The sequence below is a fragment of the Streptomyces sp. NPDC050448 genome (genome assembly GCF_040655295.1).
In the GTDB taxonomy this organism is placed as follows: Bacteria; Actinomycetota; Actinomycetes; order Streptomycetales; family Streptomycetaceae; genus Streptomyces.
On sequence record NZ_JBFAJR010000008.1, the window covers coordinates 205,034 to 228,878 of the forward strand.

Genomic DNA, 23,845 nt, shown 5'->3' on the forward strand with positions numbered 1-23,845 from the left:
AAGGCGGGCGCCGCGGCGGGATTCCCGTCCGGGAGCCGGTACGCGAGCTGTACGGGCTGTACGGGCACCCGGGCGTCCAGGGCGGACTGGAAGGCGGCCCGCCGGAAGGGCCCCTGGGCGCGCCCGCACCAGGTGCTGCCCTCGGGAAAGACGGTGACGCGGTCTCCGGCCAGCAGGGCGCCGGTGATGGCCTCGACGGTGTCGGGGAGGGCGCGGATCCGCTCCCGTTCGATGAACAGGGTGCCGTTCTGCCGGGAGAGCGGGCCGAGCACCGGCCAGTCGCGGATGTCGCTCTTGGCCAGCATCCGGCAGGGCATGACGGCGGCGACGAGTGCGATGTCCAGCCAGGAGATGTGGTTGGCGACGATCAGGCGGCCGCCGCCCGGGCCGGGACTTCCGTGCACGGTGATCCGTATCCCGAAGGACCGGACCAGGGCGGTCGCCCAGCCCCTCACCAGCGCTTGGCGGGGACGGGCGGGGAGCAGCCGGACCGGCGGGGCGCCCAGGATCCCGAGCAGGACGAGGGCGACGGCGGCGGTGAGCCGGAGCACCGCGCGGACGGGACTCGCGCTGTCCCCCTCGTGGCCGGCGCAGGCCTCGGGGGTGCAGGGCGAGGTGGGCAGCCAGACGCTCATGCGGCCGGGGCGAGCGAGAGGAAGTGCTTGAGGTAGCGCGGGTTGGTGCGCCGCAGGGAGAGCAGGACGTACAGGTCGGCGCAGCCGAACTCGGCGTCGAGGGCGGGCTCGCCGCAGACCCAGGCGCCCAGGCGCAGGTAGCCGCGGAGCAGCGGGGGAAGCTCCATGCGCGCCGGGAAGGTGATGCCTTCGGGGTTCCAGGGGAGGTGGGGGGTGACCCGGTACTCCTCGGGGGCGAGGTTGCGGGTGAGGACGCTCTCGCGGGTGGCGGCGGCCAGGACCCCGCCGTCGGCGAGCGGTAGCGAGCAGCAGCCGGCGAGCCAGTTGTGGCCGGAGCGGTCCATGTAGCGGGCGAGGCCGGCCCAGATCAGGGCGATGACGGCGCCGTTGCGGTGGTCGGGGTGGACGCAGGAGCGGCCGACCTCGACGAGGTCGGGGCGGATCGGGTCGAGGGCGGAGAGGTCGAACTCGCTCTCGGAGTAGAGCCGGCCGGCGACGGCGGCGCGCTCCGGGGGCAGCAGCCGGTAGGTGCCGACGACCTGTTCGGTCTCCTCCTCGAGGACGAGGAGGTGGTCGCAGTACGCGTCGAAGGCGTCGGAGTCCAGGCCCGGCTCGGGTCCGTCGAGGCGGGCGCCGAGTTCGCCGGCGAAGACCTGGTGGCGCAGCCGCTGGGCGGCGCGTACCTCGTCCTCGTTGCGGGCGAGGCGGACGGCGTAGCGGGGGGTGGCGGGGAGGGCGGCGGGTGCCGCGACGGGTGCGGCCGCGGGGACGGCGGCGGGGGTGACGGTGGGGGTGACGAGGGGGGGAAGGGTGGACGGGGACAGGGGGGCGATGGTCATGGCGGCTCCTGATCCGGGCACGGGAGCCAGGCCGGCAGGTGTGGTGGCCTGGCTCCTTTACTTCTTCCGTGACCGACTGGATTCGACATGACCGCTCAGCGGCCCTTGGATGTGCGAACGCTGAACTCGGCGGGCTCAGCGGTCGGAGTCGAGGACCTTGCTGATCGTGTCCGAGGCCGCCTTGGCGGCCTGCTGGGGGTTCTGGCCGGTGAGTACGGCCGTCATGTAGGGCTTGATCGGGTTCTTGGCCTCGACCTGGGCCCAGAGGGCGGATTTCGGGGTGGCCCGGCCCTGGGCGGCTCCGGGCGCCATGCTCGCGGCGCCCTCGTTGCCGTCGACCACGTGCGCGAGGGTGGTCTTGTTCGGTACGTAGCTCATCGTGCGGGCGAGCTCGGTCTGCCAGGTCTCGCTGACCAGGGCGGTGATCACGTCGACGGCGTGGGCCCGCTGCTTCGTCCGCTCGGGGATGATCAGGTCGGAGCCGCCGGTGAAGACGGCTCCGGGCTTGTCGGAGGTCTTGCCGGGGATCGGGAAGAAGCCGATCCTGCCCTTGAGTGCGGGGTTGGCGGCCTCGATCGCGGCTGCCAGGCCGGGCGGGGCGATGATCTGGGCGACCTCGCCGCGGGCGAAGACCTCGGACTGCGGGGGCGTCTCCTCGTCGGCGTCCTTGGGGCCGTCGCCGAGGGCCTGCAGCTGCTTGTAGAACTCCATGCCGGCCAGGGCCTTCTCGTCGTCGAGGGTGCCGGCCCACTGTCCGCTGGTCTCGACGGCGAGGTCGCCGCCCTCGTCCCAGATGAACCCGGAGAGGACGTACCAGTTCTGCCCGGCCAGGTAGATGCCCTGCTGGTCGCCCTTGTCGAGCTTCTGGGTGGCCTGGATCCAGTCCTGCCGGTTCTTGGGCGGGTTCTTGATCCCGGCGTTCGCGAAGAGGTCCTTGTTGTAGATCACCACGCGGTTGGCGGCGTACCAGGGGATGCCGTACTGGGCCCCGTTGATGCTTCCCGGGTCGGAGAGGCCCTTGAGCCAGTCCTTGTTGCCCCACTCGCGCAGGCCCTCGAGGGTGAGTTCGGACAGGCCGCCGGTCTCGATGTACTGGGCGACCTGGGTGTTGCCGACCTCGATGACGTCGGCGCTCTCGCTGCCCTTGCCGGCGAGCACGGCGTTGACCTTCACGCCGATGCCCGTCCACTCCTGGATCTTGACGTCCAGGTCGACGCCGGGATGGTCCTTCTCGAAGGAGGCGGTGAACTTCGTGACGAAGTCCTCCGACGCGCTGCCCTTCATCAGCCAGAGCGTCACCTTCTGCGTCCCTTCGGCCGATCCTTCCAGCCGGCTGCAGCCGGTGAGGGCGGTCGCGGCCGCGAGGGCGGTGCACACGGCGAGGAAGCGCATCTTCACGAGGGTCACCTTCTGGGGATCAATCTCAGATGGCTTGAAATTGGCATAGACCAATGGGCGGGTCAAGGCCCTTTCGCTCGGGACTGTCCACACAAAGTTCGCGGAGACGGACTTACTGGGGCACCGTGGAACGAGGCACAAGCCCCCACCGTCGGGAGACCCCCATGTCCCATCACACCTACCGGGTGACCGAGATCGTCGGCACCTCCCCCGAGGGCATCGATCAGGCCATCCGCAACGGGATCACCCGGGCCGGCCAGACGCTGCGCAACCTGGACTGGTTCGAGGTCACACAGGTGCGCGGACACATCGAGAACGGCGCGGTGGCGCACTACCAGGTGGGGCTCAAGGTCGGGTTCCGCCTCGACGGCGGGGACTGAGCACGGCGGAGCCGTGCAGGCGCCGGGCCGGGCCCGGGCCGGCGCCTGCACGGCTCGATCCCATGCCGGCGCCCGCACGGCTCCGCCCGCACGGCCCGGCGGGCACGGCCTGCCCGTGCGGGCTGCCTGCGGCCCCCGGCCGGCCCGGGTCGGCTGCCTGCCGCCTCAGGTACGGCCTTCGCCCTCCTGCGCGGTCCTGAGCTCCGGCGCGTCCGCCGCCCAGTCCGCAAGCACCGTCTTGAAGCCCGCGGCGCGCGCGGCCTGGCAGACGAGCTCGTCGTCGTCCACGAGCATCCGCACCTCCCGGCCCCGGGCGATCCGCTGCAACACCTCCAGCTTGGTGGTCCGGGCCGGCCTGCGGTCCTGGTTCCCGCGCATCCACAGCCGCCCCTCCGGCAGCCCGTGCCGGGTCAGCCACTCCACCGTGTCCGCCCGGCACCGCTCCGGGCGCCCGGTCAGGTAGACGACCTCGCAGTCGGCCGCCCGCTCCGCCGCCAGCGCCACCCCGGGCGCGAGCGGCGGGTCGGCCGGGGCCGCGCCGAAGAACCCGTCCCAGTCCCGGGGCCGGCTCTCCAGGAAATGCTGGCGGTGGTCGGTGTCGGCCAGGGTGTTGTCGATGTCGAAGACGGCCAGCGGCCGGTGGTCGTTGCTGTCACTCATACGGGTCAGAGTAGGCAGGGAATCCTGACGGCGCGCGTGCGTTACAGCCTTGTGTGATCCGGAAACTCTCCATCCTCGACCGGTCCCGCACCCGCGAAGGGCACCCGCCCGCGCAGGCCCTGCGCGACACCGTGGAGCTCGCCCGTGCGGCGGAGCGGCTCGGCTACCACCGCTTCTGGGTGTCCGAGCACCACAGCGTCCCCGGAGTCGCGGGCTCCGCGCCCGCCGTACTGGCCGCGGCCGTCGCCGGGGCGACCCGGCGGATCCGGGTCGGCACCGGCGGGGTGATGCTGCCCAACCACCAACCGCTGATGGTCGCCGAGCAGTTCGGGGTCCTGGAGTCGCTGTTCCCGGGCCGGATCGACATGGGGCTCGGCCGCTCGGTCGGCTTCACGGGCGGGATCCGGCGCGCGCTGGGCCGGGACACCGAGGACGCCGACCGGTTCGAGGAGCAACTGGCGGAGCTGCTGGGCTGGCTCGACGGCACCCAGCAGGCGCACCCCGAGGTGCACGCCCGCCCGGCCGAGGGGCTGCGGATCCCGGCGTACGTGCTGGCCACCGGCGAGGGCGCCGGGATCGCGGCCCGGGCCGGGCTGCCCCTGGTCGTGGGCGACCTGCGGGCCCGGGGCCGGGTCACCGAGGTCATCGGGCGCTACCGCGAGGAGTTCCGCCCCTCGCCCGGCGGCTCGGAGCCGTACGTCGTGGTCTCCGGGACGGTGGCGGTGGCGCGCACCCCGCAGGCCGCCCGGCGGATCCTGGTCCCGGAGGCGTGGTCCCTCGCGCACTCCCGCACCCGCGGCAGTTTCCCGCCCCTGCGTCCGGCGGAGGAGGTGGAGGCCATGGCCATGACCCCGAAGGAGCAGGAGCTGTACGAGGGCGGGCTCGCCGGGCACATCCACGGCACCGAGGAGCAGGTCGCGGCGGAGCTCGCCGCGGTGGCCGAGCTGACGGGCGCGGACGAGCTGCTGGTCACCACCTCCACGTACGACCGGACGGCGCTGCTGGACTCCTTCGAGCGGCTGGCCCGGGTGGCCGGGCTCTGATCCGGGGCGGCCCGTAAAGTGGGGCGAATGCACCACTCCACCGATCCCCGGGACCCGGTCCGGGCCCAGGCCCCCGCCCTCGATCCCTACGTACGGGTACGGGGCGCCCGGGAGCACAACCTGCGCGGCGTCGACGTGGACATCCCGCGCGACGCCCTGACCGTGTTCACCGGGGTCTCCGGCTCAGGGAAGAGCTCGCTCGCCTTCGGCACGCTCTACGCCGAGGCCCAGCGCCGGTACTTCGAGTCGGTGGCCCCGTACGCCCGCCGCCTGATCCACCAGATCGGCGCCCCGAAGGTGGACTCCGTGACCGGGCTGCCGCCCGCCGTCTCGCTGGAGCAGCGGCGCTCCTCTCCCGGCTCGCGGTCCTCGGTCGGGACGGTGACCCTGCTGTCCAACTCCCTGCGCATGCTCTACTCCCGCGCCGGAACCTACCCGCCGGGTGCGCAGCGGCTCGACTCCGACGCCTTCTCCCCCAACACCGCCGCCGGGGCCTGCCCGTCCTGCCACGGACTCGGCAGCGTCCACCGCACCGGCGAGGAGCTCCTGGTGCCCGACCCCGGGCTGTCGATCCGTCAGGGGGCCATCGCCGCCTGGCCCGGCGCCTGGCAGGGCAAGAACCTCCGGGACATCCTGGAGGTGCTGGGGTACGACGTGGACGCGCCCTGGCGGGAGTTGGCGGCGAAGGACCGCGAGTGGATCCTGTTCACCGAGGAGCAGCCGGTGGTCACCGTGCATCCGGTGCGGGACGCGGACCGGATCCAACGGCCGTACCAGGGCACGTACATGAGCGCCCACCGCTATGTGATGCGGACCTTCTCGGACAGCAAGAGCGCGACGCTCCGGGCCCGCGCTGAGCGGTTCCTCGCCGATTCGCCGTGCCCGGTGTGCGAGGGGCGGCGGCTGGGACCTGCGGCGCTGGCCGTGACGTTCGCGGGCCGCACGATCGCGGAGCTGGCGGCGCTGGCGCTGACCGCCCTGGACGACGTCCTGGCCGCCGCGCCCGTGGACGGGGAGGCGGCCCGGGTGCTGGCCGAGGATCTGCGGTCCCGGATCGGACCCGTCGTGGAGCTCGGGCTCGGCTACCTGAGCCTGGACCGCACGGCGCCGACCCTGTCGGCGGGCGAGCTGCAGCGGCTGAGGCTGGCGACGCAGCTGCGGTCCGGGCTGTTCGGGGTGGTGTACGTGCTGGACGAGCCGTCGGCGGGGCTGCATCCGGCCGACACCGAGGCGCTGCTCGGCGTACTGGACCGGCTCAAGGCGGCGGGGAACACGGTGTTCGTGGTGGAGCACCATCTGGATGTGGTGCGGCATGCGGACTGGCTGGTGGACGTGGGTCCGCTGGCCGGGGAGCACGGCGGGCGGGTGCTGTACAGCGGGCCGCCTCAGGAGCTGGCCGCTGTGCCCGGGTCGGCGACGGCGCGCCACCTGTTCGCCGCGCGCGAGGCGGTGCCGGGGCGGGAGGGACGGGACGTACGGGTGGTGCGGGAGGTGCGGCAGGCGAGCGGTTCCGTCCGGCTCACCGGTGTCGACCGGCACAACCTGCGGGGCGTGGACGCGGAGTTCCCGCTCGGGGTGTTCACGGCCGTGACGGGGGTGTCGGGGTCGGGCAAGTCCACGCTGGTGGGCCAGGTACTCGCCCGGGAGGTCGGCGAGCGGCTCGGGGATCCGGGGTTCCCGGTGCGGCGGCTGGTGGAGGTGGACCAGAAGCCGATCGGCCGGACGCCGCGGTCCAACCTGGCCACGTACACGGGGCTGTTCGACGTGGTGCGCAAGCTGTTCACGGCGGCTCCGCAGGCGCGGGCGCGCGGCTGGAAGGCGGGCCGGTTCTCCTTCAACGTGCCGGGCGGCCGGTGCGAGACCTGCCAGGGCGAGGGTTTCGTCTCGGTGGAGCTGATGTTCCTGCCGAGTACGTACGCGCCGTGCCCGGAGTGCGCCGGCGCCCGGTACAACACCGAGACCCTGGACGTGCGGTACGAGGGGCTGAACATCGCGGAGGTGCTGGCCCTGACGGTGGAGTCCGCCGCCGCCTTCTTCGCACAGGTCCCGGCGGCGGCGCGCAGCCTGCGGGCGCTGGAGGACATCGGGCTGGGCTATCTGCGGCTGGGGCAGCCGGCCACGGAGCTGTCGGGCGGCGAGGCGCAGCGGATCAAGCTGGCGACGGAGCTCCAGCGGCAGCGCCGCGACCACACCCTGTACGTGCTGGACGAGCCGACGACGGGGCTGCATCCGGCCGATGTGCGGGTGCTGCTGCGGCAGTTGCACGGGCTGGTGGACGGCGGGCACTCGGTGGTGGTCGTGGAGCACGACATGGAGGTGGTGGCGGGCGCGGACTGGGTGATCGACCTGGGCCCGGGCGGGGGCGACGAAGGCGGCCGGATCGTCGCCTCCGGTCCGCCCGCGCGGGTGGCCCGTACGGCGGCGAGCCGCACGGCCCCCTACCTCGCCCGCGCTCTGGAGACGGGATCCCGGTAGGACCATCCCGTCCAGGGGAGCAGGCTGAAGACGGCGATGCTCGCGGCCCACAGGACGGCCAGTGCGAACAGGACGAGGAGCAGCCACGGCCAGCCCTTGCGGACCTGTTCCAGCTCCCAGGCCCGGATCTGCACCTTGCAGTGTGCGCTCACCGCGATGTCGGTCATGCCGCACAGCGGCTCGGGTTCGGCCGCGGCGACGACCTTCGCCTGTTCCCGGCCCGTGGGCGTGCGGGGCGTCAGGAGCTCGGGGTGGGAGTCCAGCCAGGTGGTGAAGGTGTCGCGCATGGCCGCGTGGCCGCGTTCGTTGGGGTGCAGGCTGTTGTGGAGCCATTTGGCGGGGCTGAAGCGCTGTGAGGCGAGCCCGTTGACCGTCTCGATGTCCACGAAGTTGACTCCGGCGGCGCCCTTTCTCCGCTCGCACAGTTGGAGCCGGTGCGTGGCGAAGCTGTCCTTCATCTCGGCCATGTAGGTGATGCCCGCCGTGTCGGCCGCCTCGTGCATCGTGGTGTCGATCCGTTCCACGAAGGCGCGGATGAAATCGCGCTCGGTCTTCGTGAGGGCGACTCCGGTGCAACTGCCGGCCGCGGCGATCGGCTGCGGGTAGGGAACGGCCACGATGGGCACGTCGGCGGGCACGGCCTGCCGGAGCGACCGGTAGGTCGCGACGAGGTCCTCGCGGACCTTCGGCAGGTTGTTCACGAACACGGGCTTGCGGGTCTCGCAGTCTCCTGGCGCGAGGCACGCCTCTCCGAGGATGGCGAAACCGGCGTCGTTGCCGCCCACCGCGACGATGACGAGGGCCGGGTGGAACGAGGACGCCAGGCTTTTCAGTTGGTCGATCTGGGTGGCCGGCTCGCCCGGCTGCCTACGGAAGGGGCCGGGGCCGGAGCCCGGGTTGACGTTGTAGGTCCGCGCGCCGGAACACGCGAGGAACAGCATGCGGTCGAACCCCCGGCCGGCGCTGGTGAGTCCCACCGCGTAGGCGGAGGGCGAGCGTCGGCATTCGTTGCCGCCGCCGTCGTCGGTCCCCTCGAAGTAGCTGCCCGCTCCCTCGCCCGACATGTAGGAGTCCCCCATCGCCACGAGGACGCGCTGCCCTCCGGTGGGCGAGAGCGTCTGCGGTGCGGGGTACTCCAGGGGGGCCGCAGCGAGCAGGCAGAGGCCCGCCAGCACGAGGGCGATGTCGGCGTGCGTATTCGAGACGATGGCCAGGAGCAGCACCAGCGCCACGGCGACGAGGACCGCTGCCAGCACCCAGTCCAGATACCAGAGCGCCACCACGAACAGGACGGCCAGGACGACCACGGCGAGGCCCAGGAACGCGACGACGCGCACACCGGCACCGGTTCCGGGGTCGGAGCGCCGCGCGTGCAGCTGTCGTACCCCCCATTCGGACAGGAGGTTGAGGCCGAGCGGGAGGAACACGAAGAGGGCCACGCCGAGGATGATGAGCAGGACGGCGAACAGGCTGCCCTTGGCCTTGGGCATGGCGAGGGCGGCGACGACTGCCGCCAGCGCGGTCGCGGCCATCAGGGCCGCACCCCACACCAGCAGGGCCGGCCTCGGGCGGCCCGGCTCGGCTCCCCGCCACACTTCGACGAACCAGCCCAGGCCGAGCAGCAGCAGAACCGACCCGACGAGCGGCAGAGCGTCCCATGCCAGGCCTGCCAGGTGCGCAACGAGTGCCGCCACTCCGAAGATGCTCAGCAGGGCGGCCGCGCAGAGCAGCCAGCGCGGGGAGTGCCCGCCGGGGTCTCGCTCGTGCCCGAGCCCCAGCTGTCGTCCGACGAAGACGGCGCTGCAGACGGCGAAGAAGCCCAGGGCCAGGTACAGCTCCGGGAGGGGCACTCCGCGGCTCGACTCGACGACGAGCACCACGGCGCCCACGACGAACAGGGTCCGCGGTCCCCACCACAGCAGGATGGCGCGCCGGTCCCGCCCGCCGGCCGGTCCCGCCGGCTCGTCACTGTGCATGTCCCTGCACCCTTCTGCCGGTCGGACGACGCCGGACGCCGCCCGACGTGCTAGGCATCCCCCGGCAGCAGGTGCTGCGGGAGTTCGCGGAAGCTCCACCGGCCCTGTTGGCGGGTGAACAGCCACACCAGGTCGTAGCGGTCGGGCCAGGCGGCGGGGATGCCGAGCACCTGGTGGGCGCCGAGGGAGCGGATCAGGCGGGGGACGCCGGTGTGCTCCCAGCAGACGAGTACGGGCATGGGGGCGGCCAGCACGGCGCGGGCCAGTGCCGGTTCGCCGCCGACGGCGAACTCGCCGCGCAGGGGGATACCGAGGGCGGCGGTCAGCGGCTCGACCGTCTGGCGGCATCGGGCGGGGGCTCCGGCCGGGCCGCCGGCCGCGAAGACGGCCGTGGGGCGGGGCAGCGCCGAGCCGCCCGCCGGCGGGAAGAGACGGTGCAGTTCCTCGGCGCGGCGCCGGCCGCGCCCGGCCAGGGATCCGGGGTCCTCGTTGCCCTCCGCGTCCTCGCCGAGGTCCCCGGCGTACGGCTTCTCCGCGTGCCGGATCACCATGACCAGGGCGTCCTTCGGTGCGGCTTTCGGACCGTGGGCCGAGGCGCCGGACGGGTCCTGCGCAGAGCAGCCGGCCATCGCGAGCGGGGCGAGGGCGGCGGCCGCCAGGAGGGTGCGGCGGCGCGGTCCGGACCCGGCGGGGGCTTCTGGCATGGGGCCCACTGTCCCCCACGGACCGGACGCCGGCGGGCCGCGGCGCGTCGTACTGCCGCCACGAGCGCCCGGTCGGCCGATCGGATCAGCCGATCGGCCGAGACTTCTCGTACGGGGAGGGCACCGGGAAGTACGCCTCCAGGAAGGCGGCGACCGCGCGCTGCTGTTCCCGGGGCGACAGGCCGGGTCCGGCGTCGTCGTCGGCGAGGCAGAACGCGTCGGCCCAGCGGTCGGCGGCGAGGCCGCGCAGCCGGTCGATCTCGCCGGTCCGGCCGGTGCTGACGTACGCGTGGAGCAGTTCGCCCTCGACCGCGCAGCTGTTTCGGTACGCCGCCGGGCCGGCGCAGCGTCCGTACCCTCCGGCCTCCCTCAGGCGCCGTGTTTGCGGACCGCCCGCAGCCACTCGCGGTTCATGGCGGCGATGGACGGCAGCGGGATGCCCTTGGGGCAGGCCGTGGCGCACTCCCCGGTGAGGGTGCAGCCGCCGAAGCCCTCGCCGTCCATCCGGGCCACCATGTCCAGCACGCGGGTCTCCCGCTCCGGCGAGCCCTGCGGCAGGACGTTCAGATGGTTGACCTTGGCGGAGGTGAAGAGCATCGCGGAGCCGTTGGGGCAGGCCGCCACGCACGCCCCGCAGCCGATGCACTCGGCGTGCTCGAAGGCGAAGTCGGCGTCGGCCTTGGGCACGGCGGTGGCGTGTGCCTCGGGGGCCGATCCGGTCGGGGCCGTGACGTACCCGCCGGCCTGGATGATCCGGTCGAAGGCACTGCGGTCCACGACGAGGTCCTTGACCACCGGGAAGGCGGCGGCCCGCCAGGGCTCGACGTCGATGGTGTCGCCGTCGGCGAAGGAGCGCATGTGGAGCTGGCAGGTGGTGGTGCGCTCGGGGCCGTGGGCGTCGCCGTTGATCACGAGGCTGCACGCACCGCAGATGCCCTCGCGGCAGTCGTGGTCGAAGGCCACCGGGTCCTCGCCGCGCAGGATGAGGTCCTCGTTGAGGGTGTCGAGCATCTCCAGGAACGACATGTCGCGGGAGATGCCGTCGACCTCGTACGTGACCATGGCGCCGGGGGTGTCGGGGTTCTGCTGGCGCCAGACGCGCAGGTTGAGCCTCATGCGTAGCTCCGCTGGGTGGGGTGGACGTACTCGAAGACGAGGTCTTCCTTGTGCAGGACGGGGGCCGCGCCGGTGCCCTGGTACTGCCAGGCGGCTGCGTAGCCGAACTCCTCGTCGCGGCGGGCGGCCTCGCCGTCCGGGGTCTGGGACTCCTCGCGGAAGTGGCCGCCGCAGGACTCGGCGCGGTGGAGCGCGTCGAGGCACATCAGCTCGGCGAGCTCCAGGTAGTCGACGATGCGGTTGGCCTTCTCGAGGGACTGGTTGAACTCGTCACCGCTGCCCGGGACCTTGATCCGCTTCCAGAACTCCTCGCGGATCTGCGGGATCCGGTCCAGCGCCTTGCGCAGGCCCTCCTCGGTGCGGGACATGCCGCAGTACTCCCACATGAGCTCGCCGATCTCGCGGTGGAACGAGTCGGGGGTGCGGTCCCCGTCGACGGCGAGCAGTTTGGCGAGGCAGTCGCGGGTCTCGCGGATCGCGGCCGCGGCCTCGGGGTGGCCGTCGTCGACGACTTCCCGGTGCGGATGGCGGGCCAGGTAGTCGTTGATGGTGGAGGGGAGCACGAAGTAGCCGTCGCCGAGGCCCTGCATCAGGGCGGAGGCGCCGAGGCGGTTGGCTCCGTGGTCGGAGAAGTTGGCTTCGCCGATCGCGAAGAGGCCGGGGACGGTGGTCTGGAGGTCGTAGTCGACCCACAGGCCGCCCATCGTGTAGTGCACGGCGGGGTAGATCCGCATGGGGACCTCGTACGGGTTCTCGGCGGTGATCCGCTCGTACATCTCGAAGAGATTGCCGTACTTCTCGGCGACCTTGTCCCGGCCCATGCGGCGGATGGCGTCGGCGAAGTCGAGGTACACGCCCTGGCCGCCGGGGCCGACGCCGCGGCCCTCGTCGCAGACGTTCTTGGCGGCGCGGGAGGCGATGTCGCGGGGCACGAGGTTGCCGAAGGAGGGGTAGATCCGCTCCAGGTAGTAGTCGCGCTCCGCCTCGGGGATCTCGGCGGCGGGACGGGTGTCACCCTGGGCCTTGGGGACCCAGATGCGGCCGTCGTTGCGCAGGGACTCGCTCATCAGGGTGAGCTTGGACTGGTGGTCGCCGGTGCGCGGGATGCAGGTGGGGTGGATCTGGGTGAAGCAGGGGTTGGCGAAGTACGCGCCGCGCCGGTGCGCACGCCAGATGGCGGTCGCGTTGGAGTTCATGGCGTTGGTGGAGAGGTAGAAGACGTTGCCGTAGCCGCCGGAGGCGAGGACGACGGCGTCGGCGTAGTGCGAGGAGATCCTGCCGGTGACCAGGTCGCGGGCGACGATGCCGCGGGCCACGCCGTCGACCGTGATCAGGTCGAGCATCTCGGTGCGGGCGTGCATCTCCACGGCGCCGGCGGCGATCTGCCGGGACAGCGCCTGGTAAGCGCCGAGGAGGAGCTGCTGGCCGGTCTGGCCGCGGGCGTAGAACGTACGGGAGACCTGGACGCCGCCGAAGGAGCGGGTGTCGAGGAGGCCGCCGTACTCACGGGCGAAGGGCACGCCCTGGGCCACGCACTGGTCGATGATCTCGACGGAGATCTGGGCGAGGCGGTGGACGTTGGACTCGCGGGCGCGGAAGTCGCCGCCCTTGACGGTGTCGTAGAAGAGCCGGTGCACCGAGTCGCCGTCGTTGCGGTAGTTCTTGGCGGCGTTGATGCCGCCCTGCGCGGCGATGGAGTGGGCCCGGCGCGGGGAGTCGGAGAAGCAGAACTGGACGACGTGGTAGCCCTGTTCGGCGAGGGTGGCGCCGGCCGCCCCGCCGGCCAAACCGGTGCCGACGACGATGACGGTGTGCTTGCGGCGGTTGGCCGGGTTGACGAGCCTGGCCTCGAAACGGCGGCGGTCCCAGCGTTCGGCGATGGGGCCTGCGGGGGCCTTGGTGTCGGCGATCTTCTCGCCGGTGGCGTAGTCGGCGTACTCGCTCATGGTCAGCTCACCACTCCGGTCATGACGGCGACGGGGACGGAGACGAAGCCCGCGAACAGGACGAGGGCCAGGGTGTTGGCGAGGATCTTCAGCGCCCGGTCGCGCCGGGCGTTGCCCGCGCCGAGGGTCTGGGCGGCGGACCAGAAGCCGTGCCGGACGTGCGCCGCGAGGGCCGCCATCGCCACGATGTAGATCGTGTTGCCGTACCAGGTGGAGAAGGTGGCGAGGACGTTCTCGTAGGGGTGGCCGGACCACGCGCGCTCGTTGACGGTGAGCGTGGTGAGGTCGAGCAGGTGCCAGACGATGAACAGGGCGAGGATGACGCCGCCCCAGCGCATGGTGCGGGTGGCGTAGCTCGCGCGGCGGCGCTTGTGGGCGTACTTGACCGGGCGGGCCTTGATGTCCCGGCGGCTGAGCTGGTAAGCGGACACGGCGTGCGCGATCACGGCGGCGAGCAGGACGACACGGGCCGCCCACAGACCCCAGTGGCTGTGCAGGAAGGGCTCGCCCATGTGGCGGAGCCAGTGCGCGTACCCGTTGAACTCCTCCGCACCGAAGAAGATCTTGAGATTGCCGAGCATGTGGACGACCAGGTATCCGAGCATGATCAGCCCGGACACCGCCATCACGGACTTCTTGCCGACGGTGGAGTCCCAGAGCGTGCGCGTGGTGGACGGCCGTCGGCCCGTCCGCGTTGCCAGAGCCATGTCACAGACGGTAAGGACCAAAGCCCCGAGAGGTCCAAGACATGATGACGCTGATCCCGATAGGGGCTGCCTATGTACGGCGTATGCTGGGACGATGCAGTTCCAGCAGCTCCTGTACTTCGTGGCCGTCGCCGAGACCCGGCACTTCACCCGGGCCGCGGAGCGGGTACATGTCGCCCAGCCGTCACTCTCTCAGCAGATCAAGGCGCTCGAACGGGAGCTGGGGGCCGAGCTGTTCAGCCGGGCGCGGGGAAACATCGCGCTCACCGACGCGGGCGAGGCGCTGCTGCCGCTGGCCCGGCGGATCCTCGCGGACGCGGACACCGCGCGGCTCGAGGTGCAGGAACTGGCGCAGCTGCGGCGCGGGCGGGTGCGACTGGGGGCCACTCCGAGCGTGTGCACGGGCCTGCTGCCGCATGTACTGCGGGCCTTTCACACCGCGCATCCGGGGATCGAGCTGCTGATCGAGGAGAGCGGTTCGCTGGACCTCGTACGGGAACTCGCGCGCGGGGCCCTGGACTTGGCCCTGATCGCGCTGCCGCTGCCGCCCTCGGCTCCGGCACTGACCACGGTGGAGCTGCTGACGGAGGACCTGGTGGTGGTCTCCTCCGCGGAGCTGCCGCCTCCGGCGGGCGGTGACCCGCTCACGGTGTCCGCGCTGCGCCACGAGCCGATGGTGATGTTCCGCCACGGCTACGACCTGCGGGACCTGACGGTGGCCGCCTGCCGGGCGGAGGGCTTCGAGCCGGTGTTCACGGTGGAGGGCGGGGAGATGGACGCGATCCTGGGCTTCGTCCGCGCGGGGCTCGGCGTCGCGGTGGTCCCGGCGATGGTCGTCGACCACGCCGGCCCGGGACTGCGCGTCACCCCGCTGGCGGGCTCTCCGCTGCGCCGCACGATCGCCCTGGCCCACCGCACGGACGTCGCTCCCCCGCGCGCCGCCCGCGAGCTGAAGCGCATCCTGCTGGGCTGACCCGCGTCGGCTGCCGGGCCGAACCCCGCCGGGGTGCCCCGTCAGCCGGCGTCCGCGAGGACGACCCGGGCCGTCCAGGAGCCGGCGTCGCCGGGAGGCTCCCAGAGCACCTGGACCTCCTGGCCGTGGAACTCGCGGGCGAGCCCTTCCACCATCGTGGCGGCAGCCCGCCGCGCCTCTTCCGGGGTGGCGTCGGCCGCCAGACCGCGGACCCCGCCGCACACCGTCCCCGAGGGCCTCTCGGTGATGAGCACGGTGCGCCACCCGTCCGTCCCCGTGCCGCCCCGGCCGGCCAGCAGGACGAGCCCCGTGGGCCATCCGAAGGGCGAGGACCGCGGCTCCGTCTTCCCGTTCGCTCTCACCATGCGGCCATCCAACACCACGGGCGGAGCGGCCGTCAGGCCGGGCGTACGGGCAGGGCCTTGTCGAGGCCGCCGGCCAGCATCCCGAAGGCCTGGTCGGCGTCGGCCACGGCGGCCGGGTGGGCCTCGTCCGCGCTCTGACCGGAGTCGACCCGCCGCCAGTTCTCCCGGCCCAGCTCGTGACGGACCGCCACCAGGTGGATCGCGGCCAGCCGGGCGGTGAGCGGCGGGACCGACTCCGCCTCGAACACGGCGGCGAGCAGCTCCACCTCGCGGTCGGTGTAGTGGCCGAGCCGGGTCTCCAGGCTGGCCGTGGTGTAGAGCAGCCGCTGGTACGCGAGCACCTCGGGGTGGTCGCACAGGCCGGTGATCGGGTCCCGTTCGGCGAGGGCGTCCAGGAAGTGCGTGTGGACCGCACCCACCGGCGTCCGGCCGGCGGGCCGGTCGCGCACGATGCGCGCCACCTCGTCCTGATGGTCGGCGAACCGGTCGAGGACCAGGTCCTCCTTGCTCGGGAAGTACCGGAACAGGGTGGGCTTGGAGACCTCGGCCGCAGCGGCGACATCCGCCACCGACACGGCATCGAAGCCCCGCTCCAGGAAGAGCTCCAGCGCCGTGGCAGCCAGCCGGCCCCGCGTGCGGAGCTTCTTGTTCTCGCGCAGACCCGTCGTGTTCTCCATGGCGCGAGCGTACCACGAAATATGCGACTCGGTAACTTTCTTAACCGGGTTGCATTTTCCGGTGGGAGCCGCTTTCCTTGAGGCAACGACGAGGAGAGGACCTCCGATGACCGACGTACTGACCGGCTCGACGACCGACTCGATGGCCGAGACGCGGAGCGGCGCGCCGACCGACGTGCTGATCGTGGGCTCCGGGCCCACGGGGCTGACCCTGGCCTGCGACCTCGCCCTGCGCGGCGCCGCCGTCCGCGTCATCGACCAGCGCACCGAGCCGCACCAAGAGTCCCGCGGCAAGGGGCTCCGCCAGAGCAGCCTCGACATCTTCCGGAGGCTCGGTGTCGCCGAGTCCCTGACCGCCATCGGCTACGAGGAGGTGGTCCTGCGCAAGTACTTCGACGGGGAGCACATCAACGACACCCCCGTGGCCGGCACCGGGATCCTGATAGGGCAGTGGCAGATCGAGGCGGCGCTGCGCGACCGGCTCGCCGGGCTGGGCGTGACGGTGGAGTACGGCGCCCGGCTCGCCGGCATCACCCAGGACGCGGCCCGGGTCCGGGCCGAGCTGGAGGACGGCAGCGTGATCGCGGCCCGCTACCTCGCCGGCTGTGACGGCGGGCGCAGCACCACCCGCAAGCTGCTCGGGATTCCCTTCGAGGGGAGCACGGAGACGGAGCCCGCGATGGTCGTCGGGGACGTCCGGGCACCCGGGCTCAGCCGGGACCACTGGCACCAGTGGTTCACCTCGGAGGGCGGCGGGACCATGCTCTGCCCCATGCCGGGGACGGACACCTTCCAGCTGCAGGCCTCGCCCGAGACGGACGAGCACGGCGAGCCGCTGCCGCCCTCGCTGGAGAGCTTCCAGCGGCTCTTCGACCGGCACGCCCGGACGCCCGGGATCCGGCTGACCGAAGCCACCTGGCTCTCCACCTGGCGGGTCAACGTCCGCGTGGCCGGCCGTCTGCGCGAGGGCAGGGCCTTCCTCGCCGGAGACGCCGCGCACGTCCACCCCATAGCCGGCGGGCTGGGCATGAACACCGGCATCGAGGACGCGGCCGCCCTGGCGCGGACCCTCGGCGCCGCCCTCGAAGGGGACGGCGGGGAGGAGGTGCTCGACGTGTACGAGGCCGAGCGGCTGCCGGTGGCCACCGCGGTGGTGGCCGATACGGCGCAGCGGTACGAGCGGGTCGTGGAGGCCGTCCGGACGCCCGGCCGAGGCATAGAGGCCGGCCTGGAGTGACCGGCGCCCGCCGGGGAGCCGGTCGGGCCGACCGGGTCCGGGCCGATGCGGCCGGTCGGGCCGACCGGCCGCCCGGGATCGGGGGTCCGGGGCCGGAGCCGGTGTCAGGAGGGTGTGGGCACCGCGTCCGACAGCGAGAGGGTGTGGATGCGGTCGGGGGCGCCGGGCCGAGCGTAGTACCAGCCCTGGGCGGTATCGCAGCCGAGGTCGCGCAGCTGGGCGGCCTGGGCGCCCGTCTCCACGCCCTCGACCGTGACGGCGAGTTCGAGGCTGTGGGCCAGGGCGACGATGCCTTCCACGATCTTGACGTCGACCGGGTTGGCGGGCTGCTGCTGCATCCCCTTGGTGAAGGAGCGGTCCAGCTTCAGCACGCTGACCGGGAGGCGGCGCAGGTTCGCCAGGTTCGAGTAGCCCGTGCCGAAGTCGTCGAGCGCGATGTCCACACCGAGGGCGGCGAGCCGGCGCAGGGGTTCCAGGAGTTCGTCGTCGGCGCCGATCAGCGCCGATTCGGTGACCTCCAGACACAGGGCGCCCGGGGCGAGGCCCGAGTTCTCCAGCACTGCGACGGTGTCGGCGACCAGGCCGGGGTGGTGCAGCTGGGTCGGCGAGAGGTTGACGTTGATCCGCAGGGCCGAGCCGCCGTGCTGGCGCTGCCAGTTGCGGGCCTGGCGGACGGCTTCCTCCAGGACCCAGCGGCCGAGCGGCACGATCAGCCCGGTCCGTTCGGCGAGCGGGATGAAGCGGTCCGGCCCGAGCACCCCGTACTGGGGGTGCGACCAGCGCACCAGTGCCTCGGCACCGTGGACGCTGCCGTCGTGCATGTGGACCAGCGGCTGGTACTCGATGAAGAACTCGCCGCGCTCCAGTGCCGCCGGGAGGGCGTTGGTCAGGCCGTGCCGGGTGATGGCGCGGGCGTCGGCCTCGGCGTCGGCGAACTCGAAGCGGTTGCCGCCGGCCGCCTTGGCCCGGTACATGGTGATGTCGGCGCTGCGCAGCACCTCCGCCGCGGTGCGCTCCCGGGCCGGTCCCTCCACGATGCCGATGCTGCCGCGGACCGACAGCTCGCGGCCCTCGATCCGGATGGGCACCGACAGGGCGGACAGGATCCGGACCGCGAGTTCGGTCACCTTCTCCTCGGTGTCCGAGCCGGTGGTCAGCGCGACGAACTCGTCGCCGCCGAGTCGTGCGACGACCTCGCCGGGGCCCGTCGCGCAGCTCTGCAGCCGGTCGGCGACCTCCACCAGGAGCCGGTCGCCCGCCGAGTGGCCGAGGCTGTCGTTGACCGCCTTGAACCCGTCGAGGTCCAGGTAGCACAGGCCGAAGCGACTGCCGCCGGCCCCGCTCAGGGCCTTCTCCAGGCGCTCGAAGAACAGCGTCCGGTTCGGCAGCCCGGTCAGGGCGTCATGCGTGGCCTCGTAGCGGAGCCGCAGGTTCAGCAGCCGGCGCTCGGTGGTGTCCTCCATCAGGGCCAGCTGGTACTGGGGCATCCCCTCGGCGTCGCGCAGCAGCGACACCGTCAGGTTGGTCCACAGCACGGTCCCGTCGTGGCGGTAGTACGGCTTCTCCACGCGGTAGCTCTCGCGCTCGCCGCGCACGAGTTCCCCGTACATGCGCCAGACGTGCGGGGCGTCGTCGGGGTGGCCCCACTCGCTGACGTTGCGGCCCCGGACGTGCCCGCCCATACCGCCGAACATCTGCAGCAGCGCGTCGTTGACCTCGAGGACGTTGCCCTCGAGGTCGGCGATGCCGATGCCGATGGCCGCCCCCTCGAAGACCGCCCGGAAGCGCTCCTCGCTCGCGTGCAGGGCCTGCTGGGCGTCGATGCGGGCGGTCAGCGCGGAGCGGGCGATGGCCTCCTGCTCCCTGAGCGTCCGCTCGCGCAGGGCGCGGGCGAATCCCGCCGCGATCCCGTGCTGGAGCCGGGCGCAGCGGGACCGGTACTCCTCGGTGCCCTCCACGCCCACGCCGTCGGGGCCGCAGTAGAGCACGAGGTACGACTCGACCACGCCGAGCGTGCCGGCCAGCGCCTCCGGGTCGGTGCAGTGCACGGAGACGAGTTCGGCCCCCACCCGCTGGGCTACGCCCGCTTCGAAGGGCCGGGCGTGCAGGGCCTCGGCGAGGGTCCGGGCGAGCGGTATGAGGTGCTGTTCGAACTCGACGCGGGTCAGCGAGGTCGCGGTGACGGGGAAGATCGCCCGTCCCCAGATGGTCGCGAAGCGCCCGATCCGGTCCTCCAGCCCGCTCCGCAACGCGGCAGGACCCGCCGACAGGCCCGCCGGAGCCGACGGGCCTGTGAGCGGGGCCGGGGGCTCTGCTCCCTGCGCGGGCTCCGCGTTCTTCGGGGTCGGTGTGCCGGAGGGCACCGCGGCCGGGGATCTCACGCCTTGCGTCCCACTCCGCCGAAGCCCGAGAACGCGTACGGGTCCTCGGACGCCTCACTGTCCTCCGGGTCCTCGGTGCCCTCGGGCTGCCACAACGGCATCGACACGACGCCGGGATCGACCAGCTCGAACCCGTCGAAGAAGCGGGTGATCTGCTCGCCGTTGCGCATCACGAGCGGGTTGCGGATGTCCCGGTAGACGCCGACCATCCCGCCCGCGACCTCCTGGGAGAGCGGGATCCCCTCGTAGGAGGCGTGCGTGAGCACCAGGAGGCTGCCGGGGGCCAGCGCGTCGCGCAGCTCGGCGACGGCGGCGTACGGGTCGTCCGCGTCCTCCAGGAAGTGCAGGACGGCGACGAGCAGCAGGGCGACCGGGCGTTCGAGGTCCAGCAGCTGCGCGACCTCGGGGGCGGCGAGGACGTCCTTCGGCTTGCGCAGGTCGGCGGCGACGATGCCGGTGCGGTCGTCGCCGGCCAGGACGGCGCGGCTGTGCGCGACGGCCACCGGGTCGTGGTCCACGTAGACCACGCGGGCCTCGGGGCTGGCCGCCCGGGCGATCTCGTGGACGTTGCCGAAAGTGGGGATGCCGGAGCCGATGTCGAGGAACTGGGTGACGCCCTGGGCCACGGCGTAGCGGACGGCGCGGCGCATGAAGGCGCGGTTGGCCTGCATGATCTTGGGCAGGCCCGGCAGGAACTCCATGGCGCGGCGGGCGGCCTGGCGGTCGACCTCGAAGTTGTGGGAGCCGCCCAGGTAGAAGTCGTAGATGCGGGACACGCTCGGCACCGATATGTCGATACCTGGCGGGGCCCAGGCGGGGCGCTCCATCGCGGTCTCCAAGCCGTAGTCCTGCGCGGTCATCCGGGGTCGGACACCTGTCCGAGCCGAATGTACTGATCATTGCCCAACGGAGCGAGCAAAAGCGGAAATTGGTGATCCGTTCTTCATCACACACCAAAGGCCTCCACGGCCCCTCCCGCAGCGAATGACCGAAACCGACAAGTCGCTTATCGGAATGCGTAGGTACGTGACCGGACCGCTTCGCTCTGTGGCTCAAACCCATACGGTCTTCACTCCACCCGTTCAGGCGAACCAGGGCCGAGCCCCGCGTGCGCGAGCGCACGTGAGCCCATGCTCCCCGGGTGAACAGAGCCTGTACCAGACGCCTGCTGGTGGTCCCGGTCCTGCTGTGGGCGGCCCTGTCCGCCACGCCGGCCGTGGCTGATAGCTGTGCCTACGCGACGATCGACGCCGCGGACGGCGGGGCCGCCGTCCGGCTGGTCGCGGCCGCCGGAACCGGTGCGGCCGAAAGCGGCCGGGGTGGCGGACATCACGGCGACGGCCCCCCCGGCGACCAGGGCAACGGCCAAGGCAACGGGCACGGCAACGGGCACGGAGGGCACCACGGAGGCGGCGGACACGGCGGGCACCACTGCCCGCCGCCGCCTCCCCCGCCGTGCCCGCCGAAGCCTGCTCCCACCCCGACGCCGCCCCCGCCGCCGCCCCCGAAACCGACGCCTCCCCCGAAGCCGACTCCGCCCCCCGCGCCCCCGCCCGCCCCGAAGCCCACGCCGCCGCCTCCGCCCGCCCCGCGGCCGCAGCCGAAACCTCCCGCGCCGGCTCCGCTGAAACGGGTACCGGCCGGGTCGCTCGAGGTGAAGGCGCCGGCCCCCGCGGCCCCGCCCCCGGCCCCGCCCCCGGCCCCGGCCCCGAAGAAGCCGGTGGCCAGGCCGGCCTACCGCACGGCGGCCGCCAGACCGGTCGAGCACCACATCTCACCGGTGACCTTCACCTTGATGACCGCGGCTCCCGCAGTGCTCGCGATCGTCGCGCTGCGCCCGCGCTAGACCCGCCCCGCACACCCCCTCGTGACCGATTGGGAGTCATCTTGTCGGAATGGCTCGTCCTGTCCCTCGCGATGGCCGCGGCCTGCGCCGTGGTGCTGTCCATCGCCTTCTTCAACCACCGGCGGATCGGCGACGACGACGATCCCAACGAGACCCCGGACGTCATCGAGTACATGACGATGATGATCGGGGTGATCTACGCGATCGTGCTGGGCCTGGCGATCGCCGGTGTCTGGGAGGGCCGCGGGGCCGCCCAGGAGTACGTGCGCCAGGAGGCGCAGGCACTGCACGAGATCAGCGTCCGATCCGAGGTCTACCCGGCCGAGGTGCGCAAGAAGATCCGGTCCGACGTCGACGCGTACGTGACGTACGTGGTGGACACGGAATGGAAGGAGATGGCCGACCACGGCGACCTCACCGACCGCAGCGGGGAACTGCTGGACCGCATCCGCCGGGATGTGACGGACTACGAACCGCAGACCGACCACGAGGGGCAGGCGTACCAGCCGCTGGTGGACCAGGTCGCGCTGGTGGACGACGCGCGCAGCGCCCGCGGCCAGAGCGCGGGGGCGACGATGCCGGGGGTGGTGTGGTTCGGACTGATCGTCGGCGCGCTGGTGACGGTGGGCCTGGTCTTCACCCTGCAGATCCGCCGCTCGTTCCGGGAACTGCTGCTGGCAGGTCTGTTCAGTGCGCTGATCGCCTTCCTGCTGTTCCTGATCTGGGACTTCGACGCACCCTTCGGGCGGGGCATCGCGGCGACCGCCGAGCCCTTCCTCGCGCAGTTCCCGCATCTGCCGCTCGGCGACTGAGGCGCCGGGGTGCCGGGGTGCCGGAGGTGCCGGAGCTGCCAGGGGCGTCGGCGTGCCCCGCAGGCGCCCGGCAAACCGGGGACGGGCCTCCCGTCCCCGGTTCGGCCCATCGTCGTGCCCCATTCGCCCGTTCCTGATCGCGGGTCACCACGGCCGCACCTAGCGTGGCGGGCATCGAGGCGCACGACCCCCCACGTGCGGAAACCGTTCCGCGGCTGCTCCTCGGGGATCCGGAGACCAACCATGGGTGCGATACGTACCAACGCCACAGCCCTGCTGAGCGCCGGTGCCACGGGCGCCGCACTCGCGCTCGGCGTCCTCGGCGCGCCCTCCGCGACCGCGGCCGAGGCCCAGCCCATCACCTCGTTCGGCTTCGCCATCTCCCCGTCGACGGTTGCCCCGGGCGGCCAGACGGTGCTCTCCGTCACCGGTTGCAAGGCCGCCTACGCCACCGCCTCCTCCGGGATCTTCGACACCGTGAGCATCGCGCGCGGCCAGACCGCGCGGGTGACCGTCGACCGCGACGCCCGGCGCGGAGCCGTCTACTCCGTCTCCTTCACGTGCAATGGGGAGACCGGTTCGGCCGATCTCAACATCACCGGCGGCACCACCCGGCCCACCACCAGTTCCACTTCCACCTCGAGGGCCGTCCCGAGGGCCACCTCGACCGCCGGCGGCGCCTCCCTCGGTGTCCGCGGCGGTCTGGGCGGCAGTGTGACCGGGATGGACGCCCGGGAGCTCGCCGCGGGAGCGGGGCTCGTCCTCGCGGCCGCGGGCGGTACGGCGTACGCGCTCCGCCGCCGCCGTTCCACCCGCGGCCACTGAGCGTCCTCGACGGACGCCCGCCGCACACCGATCGCCGACCGCCGGTCGCCCCGAGTCCTGGCCGAGGATGCGGGGCGACCGGCGGTTTCCCGGGCTGCGACGGGGGGGCCGGCCGTCAGGCCCGCCCGCGGACCGGACGGCGCCGGCGCATCACGTGTACGCCCGCGCCGAGGGCCGAAGCGCCGACGAGGCCCGCCCCGATGGCGGTCTCGGCGGTGGACGGGCCGAACGAGCCGCCGATGCCGCCCTGTGCGCCGTTGCCGTTGAGGATGGTGAACCGGTGCGTGGCGACCAGGCTGTTGTCGTGGCACTTGACCGACAGCGTGTGGTTGCCGGGCGAGGCGTGGTTGAAGATGCGGACGGTGGCGAACCCGATGGAACCGGCCGAGAGGTTCGTCTGGGGAAAGTTGCCGGCCGACCAGACGGTGCCGCCGTGGTTGCAGCCGGCCGCGCTGACCTGCATCGTCGAGCCCTGGTGCACGGAGTACGGGTTGACCGTGACGTTGCTCGGCCCGTTGCCGTTGCCGCCCGATGGCGAGCCGCCCGGCCCGTTCGCTGAGGCGAACGGGGTACTGAGTCCGACGGCGGCGAAGGCCGCCGCGGTCACAGTGAGAGCGCGGAGAACACGCATGGTGGAACCTCCAGCGGGAAGCGCCCCGGAGCGGTCGCCCGGGAAGATCGACGAGAACGCCTCCCACGACGAACCCTCAGGGCGGCTCGCAACCAGCGCATTTCCGGCTTTGGTCCGCAAGGTTGAGCGACACGCCGAGGCACGCGCGGCCCGGCTGACGGATCCGCAGGTCACAACCCGTCAGGCATTTATGTGATGAATACCTGGATGGGCGCACCC

General features: G+C 72.6%; 22 protein-coding genes and 1 pseudogene. 8 read left to right on the forward strand and 15 right to left on the reverse strand.

What is annotated here, in order from left to right; all coding sequences use genetic code 11:
• Positions 1–59: 59 nt before the first annotated feature.
• The 3 genes and pseudogenes from AB0I68_RS13300 to AB0I68_RS13310 form a co-directional block, all read right to left on the reverse strand.
• Positions 60–635 (reverse strand): annotated as a pseudogene (locus AB0I68_RS13300) (lysophospholipid acyltransferase family protein); the annotation flags it as partial.
• Positions 632–1,474, reverse strand: coding sequence for a GNAT family N-acyltransferase (locus tag AB0I68_RS13305; protein ID WP_363177359.1), 843 nt, complete (start codon positions 1,472–1,474; stop codon positions 632–634). The gene AB0I68_RS13305 and the pseudogene AB0I68_RS13300, both read right to left, overlap by 4 nt.
• A gap of 135 nt (positions 1,475–1,609) precedes the next feature.
• Positions 1,610–2,866 (reverse strand): extracellular solute-binding protein, encoded by a 1,257-nt coding sequence (locus AB0I68_RS13310; RefSeq protein ID WP_363177408.1) that lies wholly within the window; start codon positions 2,864–2,866, stop codon positions 1,610–1,612.
• A 170-nt stretch (positions 2,867–3,036) separates the two neighbouring features.
• Here AB0I68_RS13310 and AB0I68_RS13315 point away from each other — a divergent pair, with 170 nt between their 5' ends.
• Positions 3,037–3,252, forward strand: a complete 216-nt coding sequence (locus AB0I68_RS13315) for a dodecin (protein ID WP_363177360.1) — start codon at positions 3,037–3,039, stop codon at positions 3,250–3,252.
• Positions 3,253–3,417: 165 nt separating this feature from the next.
• On the opposite strand, the gene AB0I68_RS13320 is transcribed toward AB0I68_RS13315, so the two are convergent.
• Positions 3,418–3,930 (reverse strand): HAD family acid phosphatase, encoded by a 513-nt coding sequence (locus tag AB0I68_RS13320; RefSeq protein WP_363177409.1) that lies wholly within the window; start codon positions 3,928–3,930, stop codon positions 3,418–3,420.
• 35 nt (positions 3,931–3,965) lie between these two features.
• Between AB0I68_RS13320 and AB0I68_RS13325 the strand changes: the two genes are divergently transcribed.
• The gene (locus AB0I68_RS13325) at positions 3,966–4,955 is read left to right on the forward strand and encodes an LLM class flavin-dependent oxidoreductase (protein ID WP_363177361.1); all 990 of its coding nucleotides are present in this window, start codon (positions 3,966–3,968) and stop codon (positions 4,953–4,955) included.
• A gap of 27 nt (positions 4,956–4,982) precedes the next feature.
• On the forward strand, positions 4,983–7,430 hold the full coding sequence (locus AB0I68_RS13330) for an excinuclease ABC subunit UvrA (protein WP_363177362.1): 2,448 nt from the start codon (positions 4,983–4,985) through the stop codon (positions 7,428–7,430).
• On the opposite strand, the gene AB0I68_RS13335 is transcribed toward AB0I68_RS13330, so the two are convergent.
• The 6 genes from AB0I68_RS13335 to AB0I68_RS13360 form a co-directional block, all read right to left on the reverse strand.
• On the reverse strand, positions 7,394–9,406 hold the full coding sequence (locus tag AB0I68_RS13335; RefSeq protein WP_363177363.1) for an SGNH/GDSL hydrolase family protein: 2,013 nt from the start codon (positions 9,404–9,406) through the stop codon (positions 7,394–7,396). The genes AB0I68_RS13330 and AB0I68_RS13335 overlap by 37 nt on opposite strands.
• 50 nt (positions 9,407–9,456) lie before the next feature.
• Positions 9,457–10,110, reverse strand: coding sequence for a hypothetical protein (locus tag AB0I68_RS13340; RefSeq protein ID WP_363177364.1), 654 nt, complete (start codon positions 10,108–10,110; stop codon positions 9,457–9,459).
• A gap of 85 nt (positions 10,111–10,195) precedes the next feature.
• The gene (locus AB0I68_RS13345) at positions 10,196–10,513 is read right to left on the reverse strand and encodes a hypothetical protein (protein ID WP_363177365.1); all 318 of its coding nucleotides are present in this window, start codon (positions 10,511–10,513) and stop codon (positions 10,196–10,198) included.
• Complete coding sequence (locus AB0I68_RS13350; RefSeq protein ID WP_363177366.1) at positions 10,480–11,226, reverse strand: succinate dehydrogenase/fumarate reductase iron-sulfur subunit; 747 nt, start codon at positions 11,224–11,226, stop codon at positions 10,480–10,482. Before AB0I68_RS13350 ends, AB0I68_RS13345 begins: the two co-directional genes overlap by 34 nt.
• Positions 11,223–13,172, reverse strand: a complete 1,950-nt coding sequence (locus AB0I68_RS13355) for a fumarate reductase/succinate dehydrogenase flavoprotein subunit (RefSeq protein WP_363177367.1) — start codon at positions 13,170–13,172, stop codon at positions 11,223–11,225. Before AB0I68_RS13355 ends, AB0I68_RS13350 begins: the two co-directional genes overlap by 4 nt.
• A gap of 2 nt (positions 13,173–13,174) precedes the next feature.
• Positions 13,175–13,879, reverse strand: a complete 705-nt coding sequence (locus tag AB0I68_RS13360) for a succinate dehydrogenase (RefSeq protein ID WP_363177368.1) — start codon at positions 13,877–13,879, stop codon at positions 13,175–13,177.
• A gap of 94 nt (positions 13,880–13,973) precedes the next feature.
• On the opposite strand from AB0I68_RS13360, the gene AB0I68_RS13365 reads away from it, so the two are divergent.
• Positions 13,974–14,852 (forward strand): LysR substrate-binding domain-containing protein, encoded by an 879-nt coding sequence (locus AB0I68_RS13365; RefSeq protein ID WP_363177369.1) that lies wholly within the window; start codon positions 13,974–13,976, stop codon positions 14,850–14,852.
• Positions 14,853–14,893: 41 nt separating this feature from the next.
• Here the strand turns inward: AB0I68_RS13365 and AB0I68_RS13370 are convergent, their stop codons facing one another.
• Positions 14,894–15,217 carry a hypothetical protein gene (locus AB0I68_RS13370; protein WP_363177370.1) on the reverse strand — a complete coding sequence of 108 codons (324 nt, stop codon included), beginning with the start codon at positions 15,215–15,217 and terminating at the stop codon, positions 14,894–14,896.
• A gap of 32 nt (positions 15,218–15,249) precedes the next feature.
• A complete protein-coding gene (locus tag AB0I68_RS13375; protein ID WP_363177371.1) occupies positions 15,250–15,894 on the reverse strand; it encodes a TetR family transcriptional regulator in 645 nt (214 codons plus the stop codon).
• A 106-nt stretch (positions 15,895–16,000) separates the two neighbouring features.
• Here AB0I68_RS13375 and AB0I68_RS13380 point away from each other — a divergent pair, with 106 nt between their 5' ends.
• Positions 16,001–17,131: an FAD-dependent monooxygenase gene (locus AB0I68_RS13380; protein ID WP_363177372.1), complete on the forward strand. Its 1,131-nt coding sequence runs from the start codon at positions 16,001–16,003 to the stop codon at positions 17,129–17,131.
• A gap of 104 nt (positions 17,132–17,235) precedes the next feature.
• Here AB0I68_RS13380 and AB0I68_RS13385 read toward each other — a convergent pair whose 3' ends face one another.
• Both AB0I68_RS13385 and AB0I68_RS13390 read right to left on the reverse strand, forming a co-directional pair.
• The gene (locus tag AB0I68_RS13385) at positions 17,236–19,401 is read right to left on the reverse strand and encodes an EAL domain-containing protein (protein ID WP_363177410.1); all 2,166 of its coding nucleotides are present in this window, start codon (positions 19,399–19,401) and stop codon (positions 17,236–17,238) included.
• Positions 19,402–19,508: 107 nt separating this feature from the next.
• Positions 19,509–20,339, reverse strand: a complete 831-nt coding sequence (locus tag AB0I68_RS13390) for an SAM-dependent methyltransferase (RefSeq protein ID WP_363177411.1) — start codon at positions 20,337–20,339, stop codon at positions 19,509–19,511.
• An 893-nt stretch (positions 20,340–21,232) separates the two neighbouring features.
• Here AB0I68_RS13390 and AB0I68_RS13395 point away from each other — a divergent pair.
• From AB0I68_RS13395 to AB0I68_RS13405, 3 genes are all read left to right on the forward strand, one after another.
• Complete coding sequence (locus AB0I68_RS13395; protein WP_363177373.1) at positions 21,233–21,358, forward strand: hypothetical protein; 126 nt, start codon at positions 21,233–21,235, stop codon at positions 21,356–21,358.
• A gap of 41 nt (positions 21,359–21,399) precedes the next feature.
• Positions 21,400–22,170: a hypothetical protein gene (locus AB0I68_RS13400; RefSeq protein ID WP_363177374.1), complete on the forward strand. Its 771-nt coding sequence runs from the start codon at positions 21,400–21,402 to the stop codon at positions 22,168–22,170.
• Positions 22,171–22,413: 243 nt separating this feature from the next.
• Complete coding sequence (locus AB0I68_RS13405; protein WP_363177377.1) at positions 22,414–22,995, forward strand: hypothetical protein; 582 nt, start codon at positions 22,414–22,416, stop codon at positions 22,993–22,995.
• Positions 22,996–23,110: 115 nt separating this feature from the next.
• Here the strand turns inward: AB0I68_RS13405 and AB0I68_RS13410 are convergent, their stop codons facing one another.
• Entirely contained in the window at positions 23,111–23,626 is a 516-nt protein-coding gene (locus AB0I68_RS13410; protein WP_363177378.1) for a hypothetical protein, read from the reverse strand.
• Positions 23,627–23,845 lie beyond the last annotated feature (219 nt).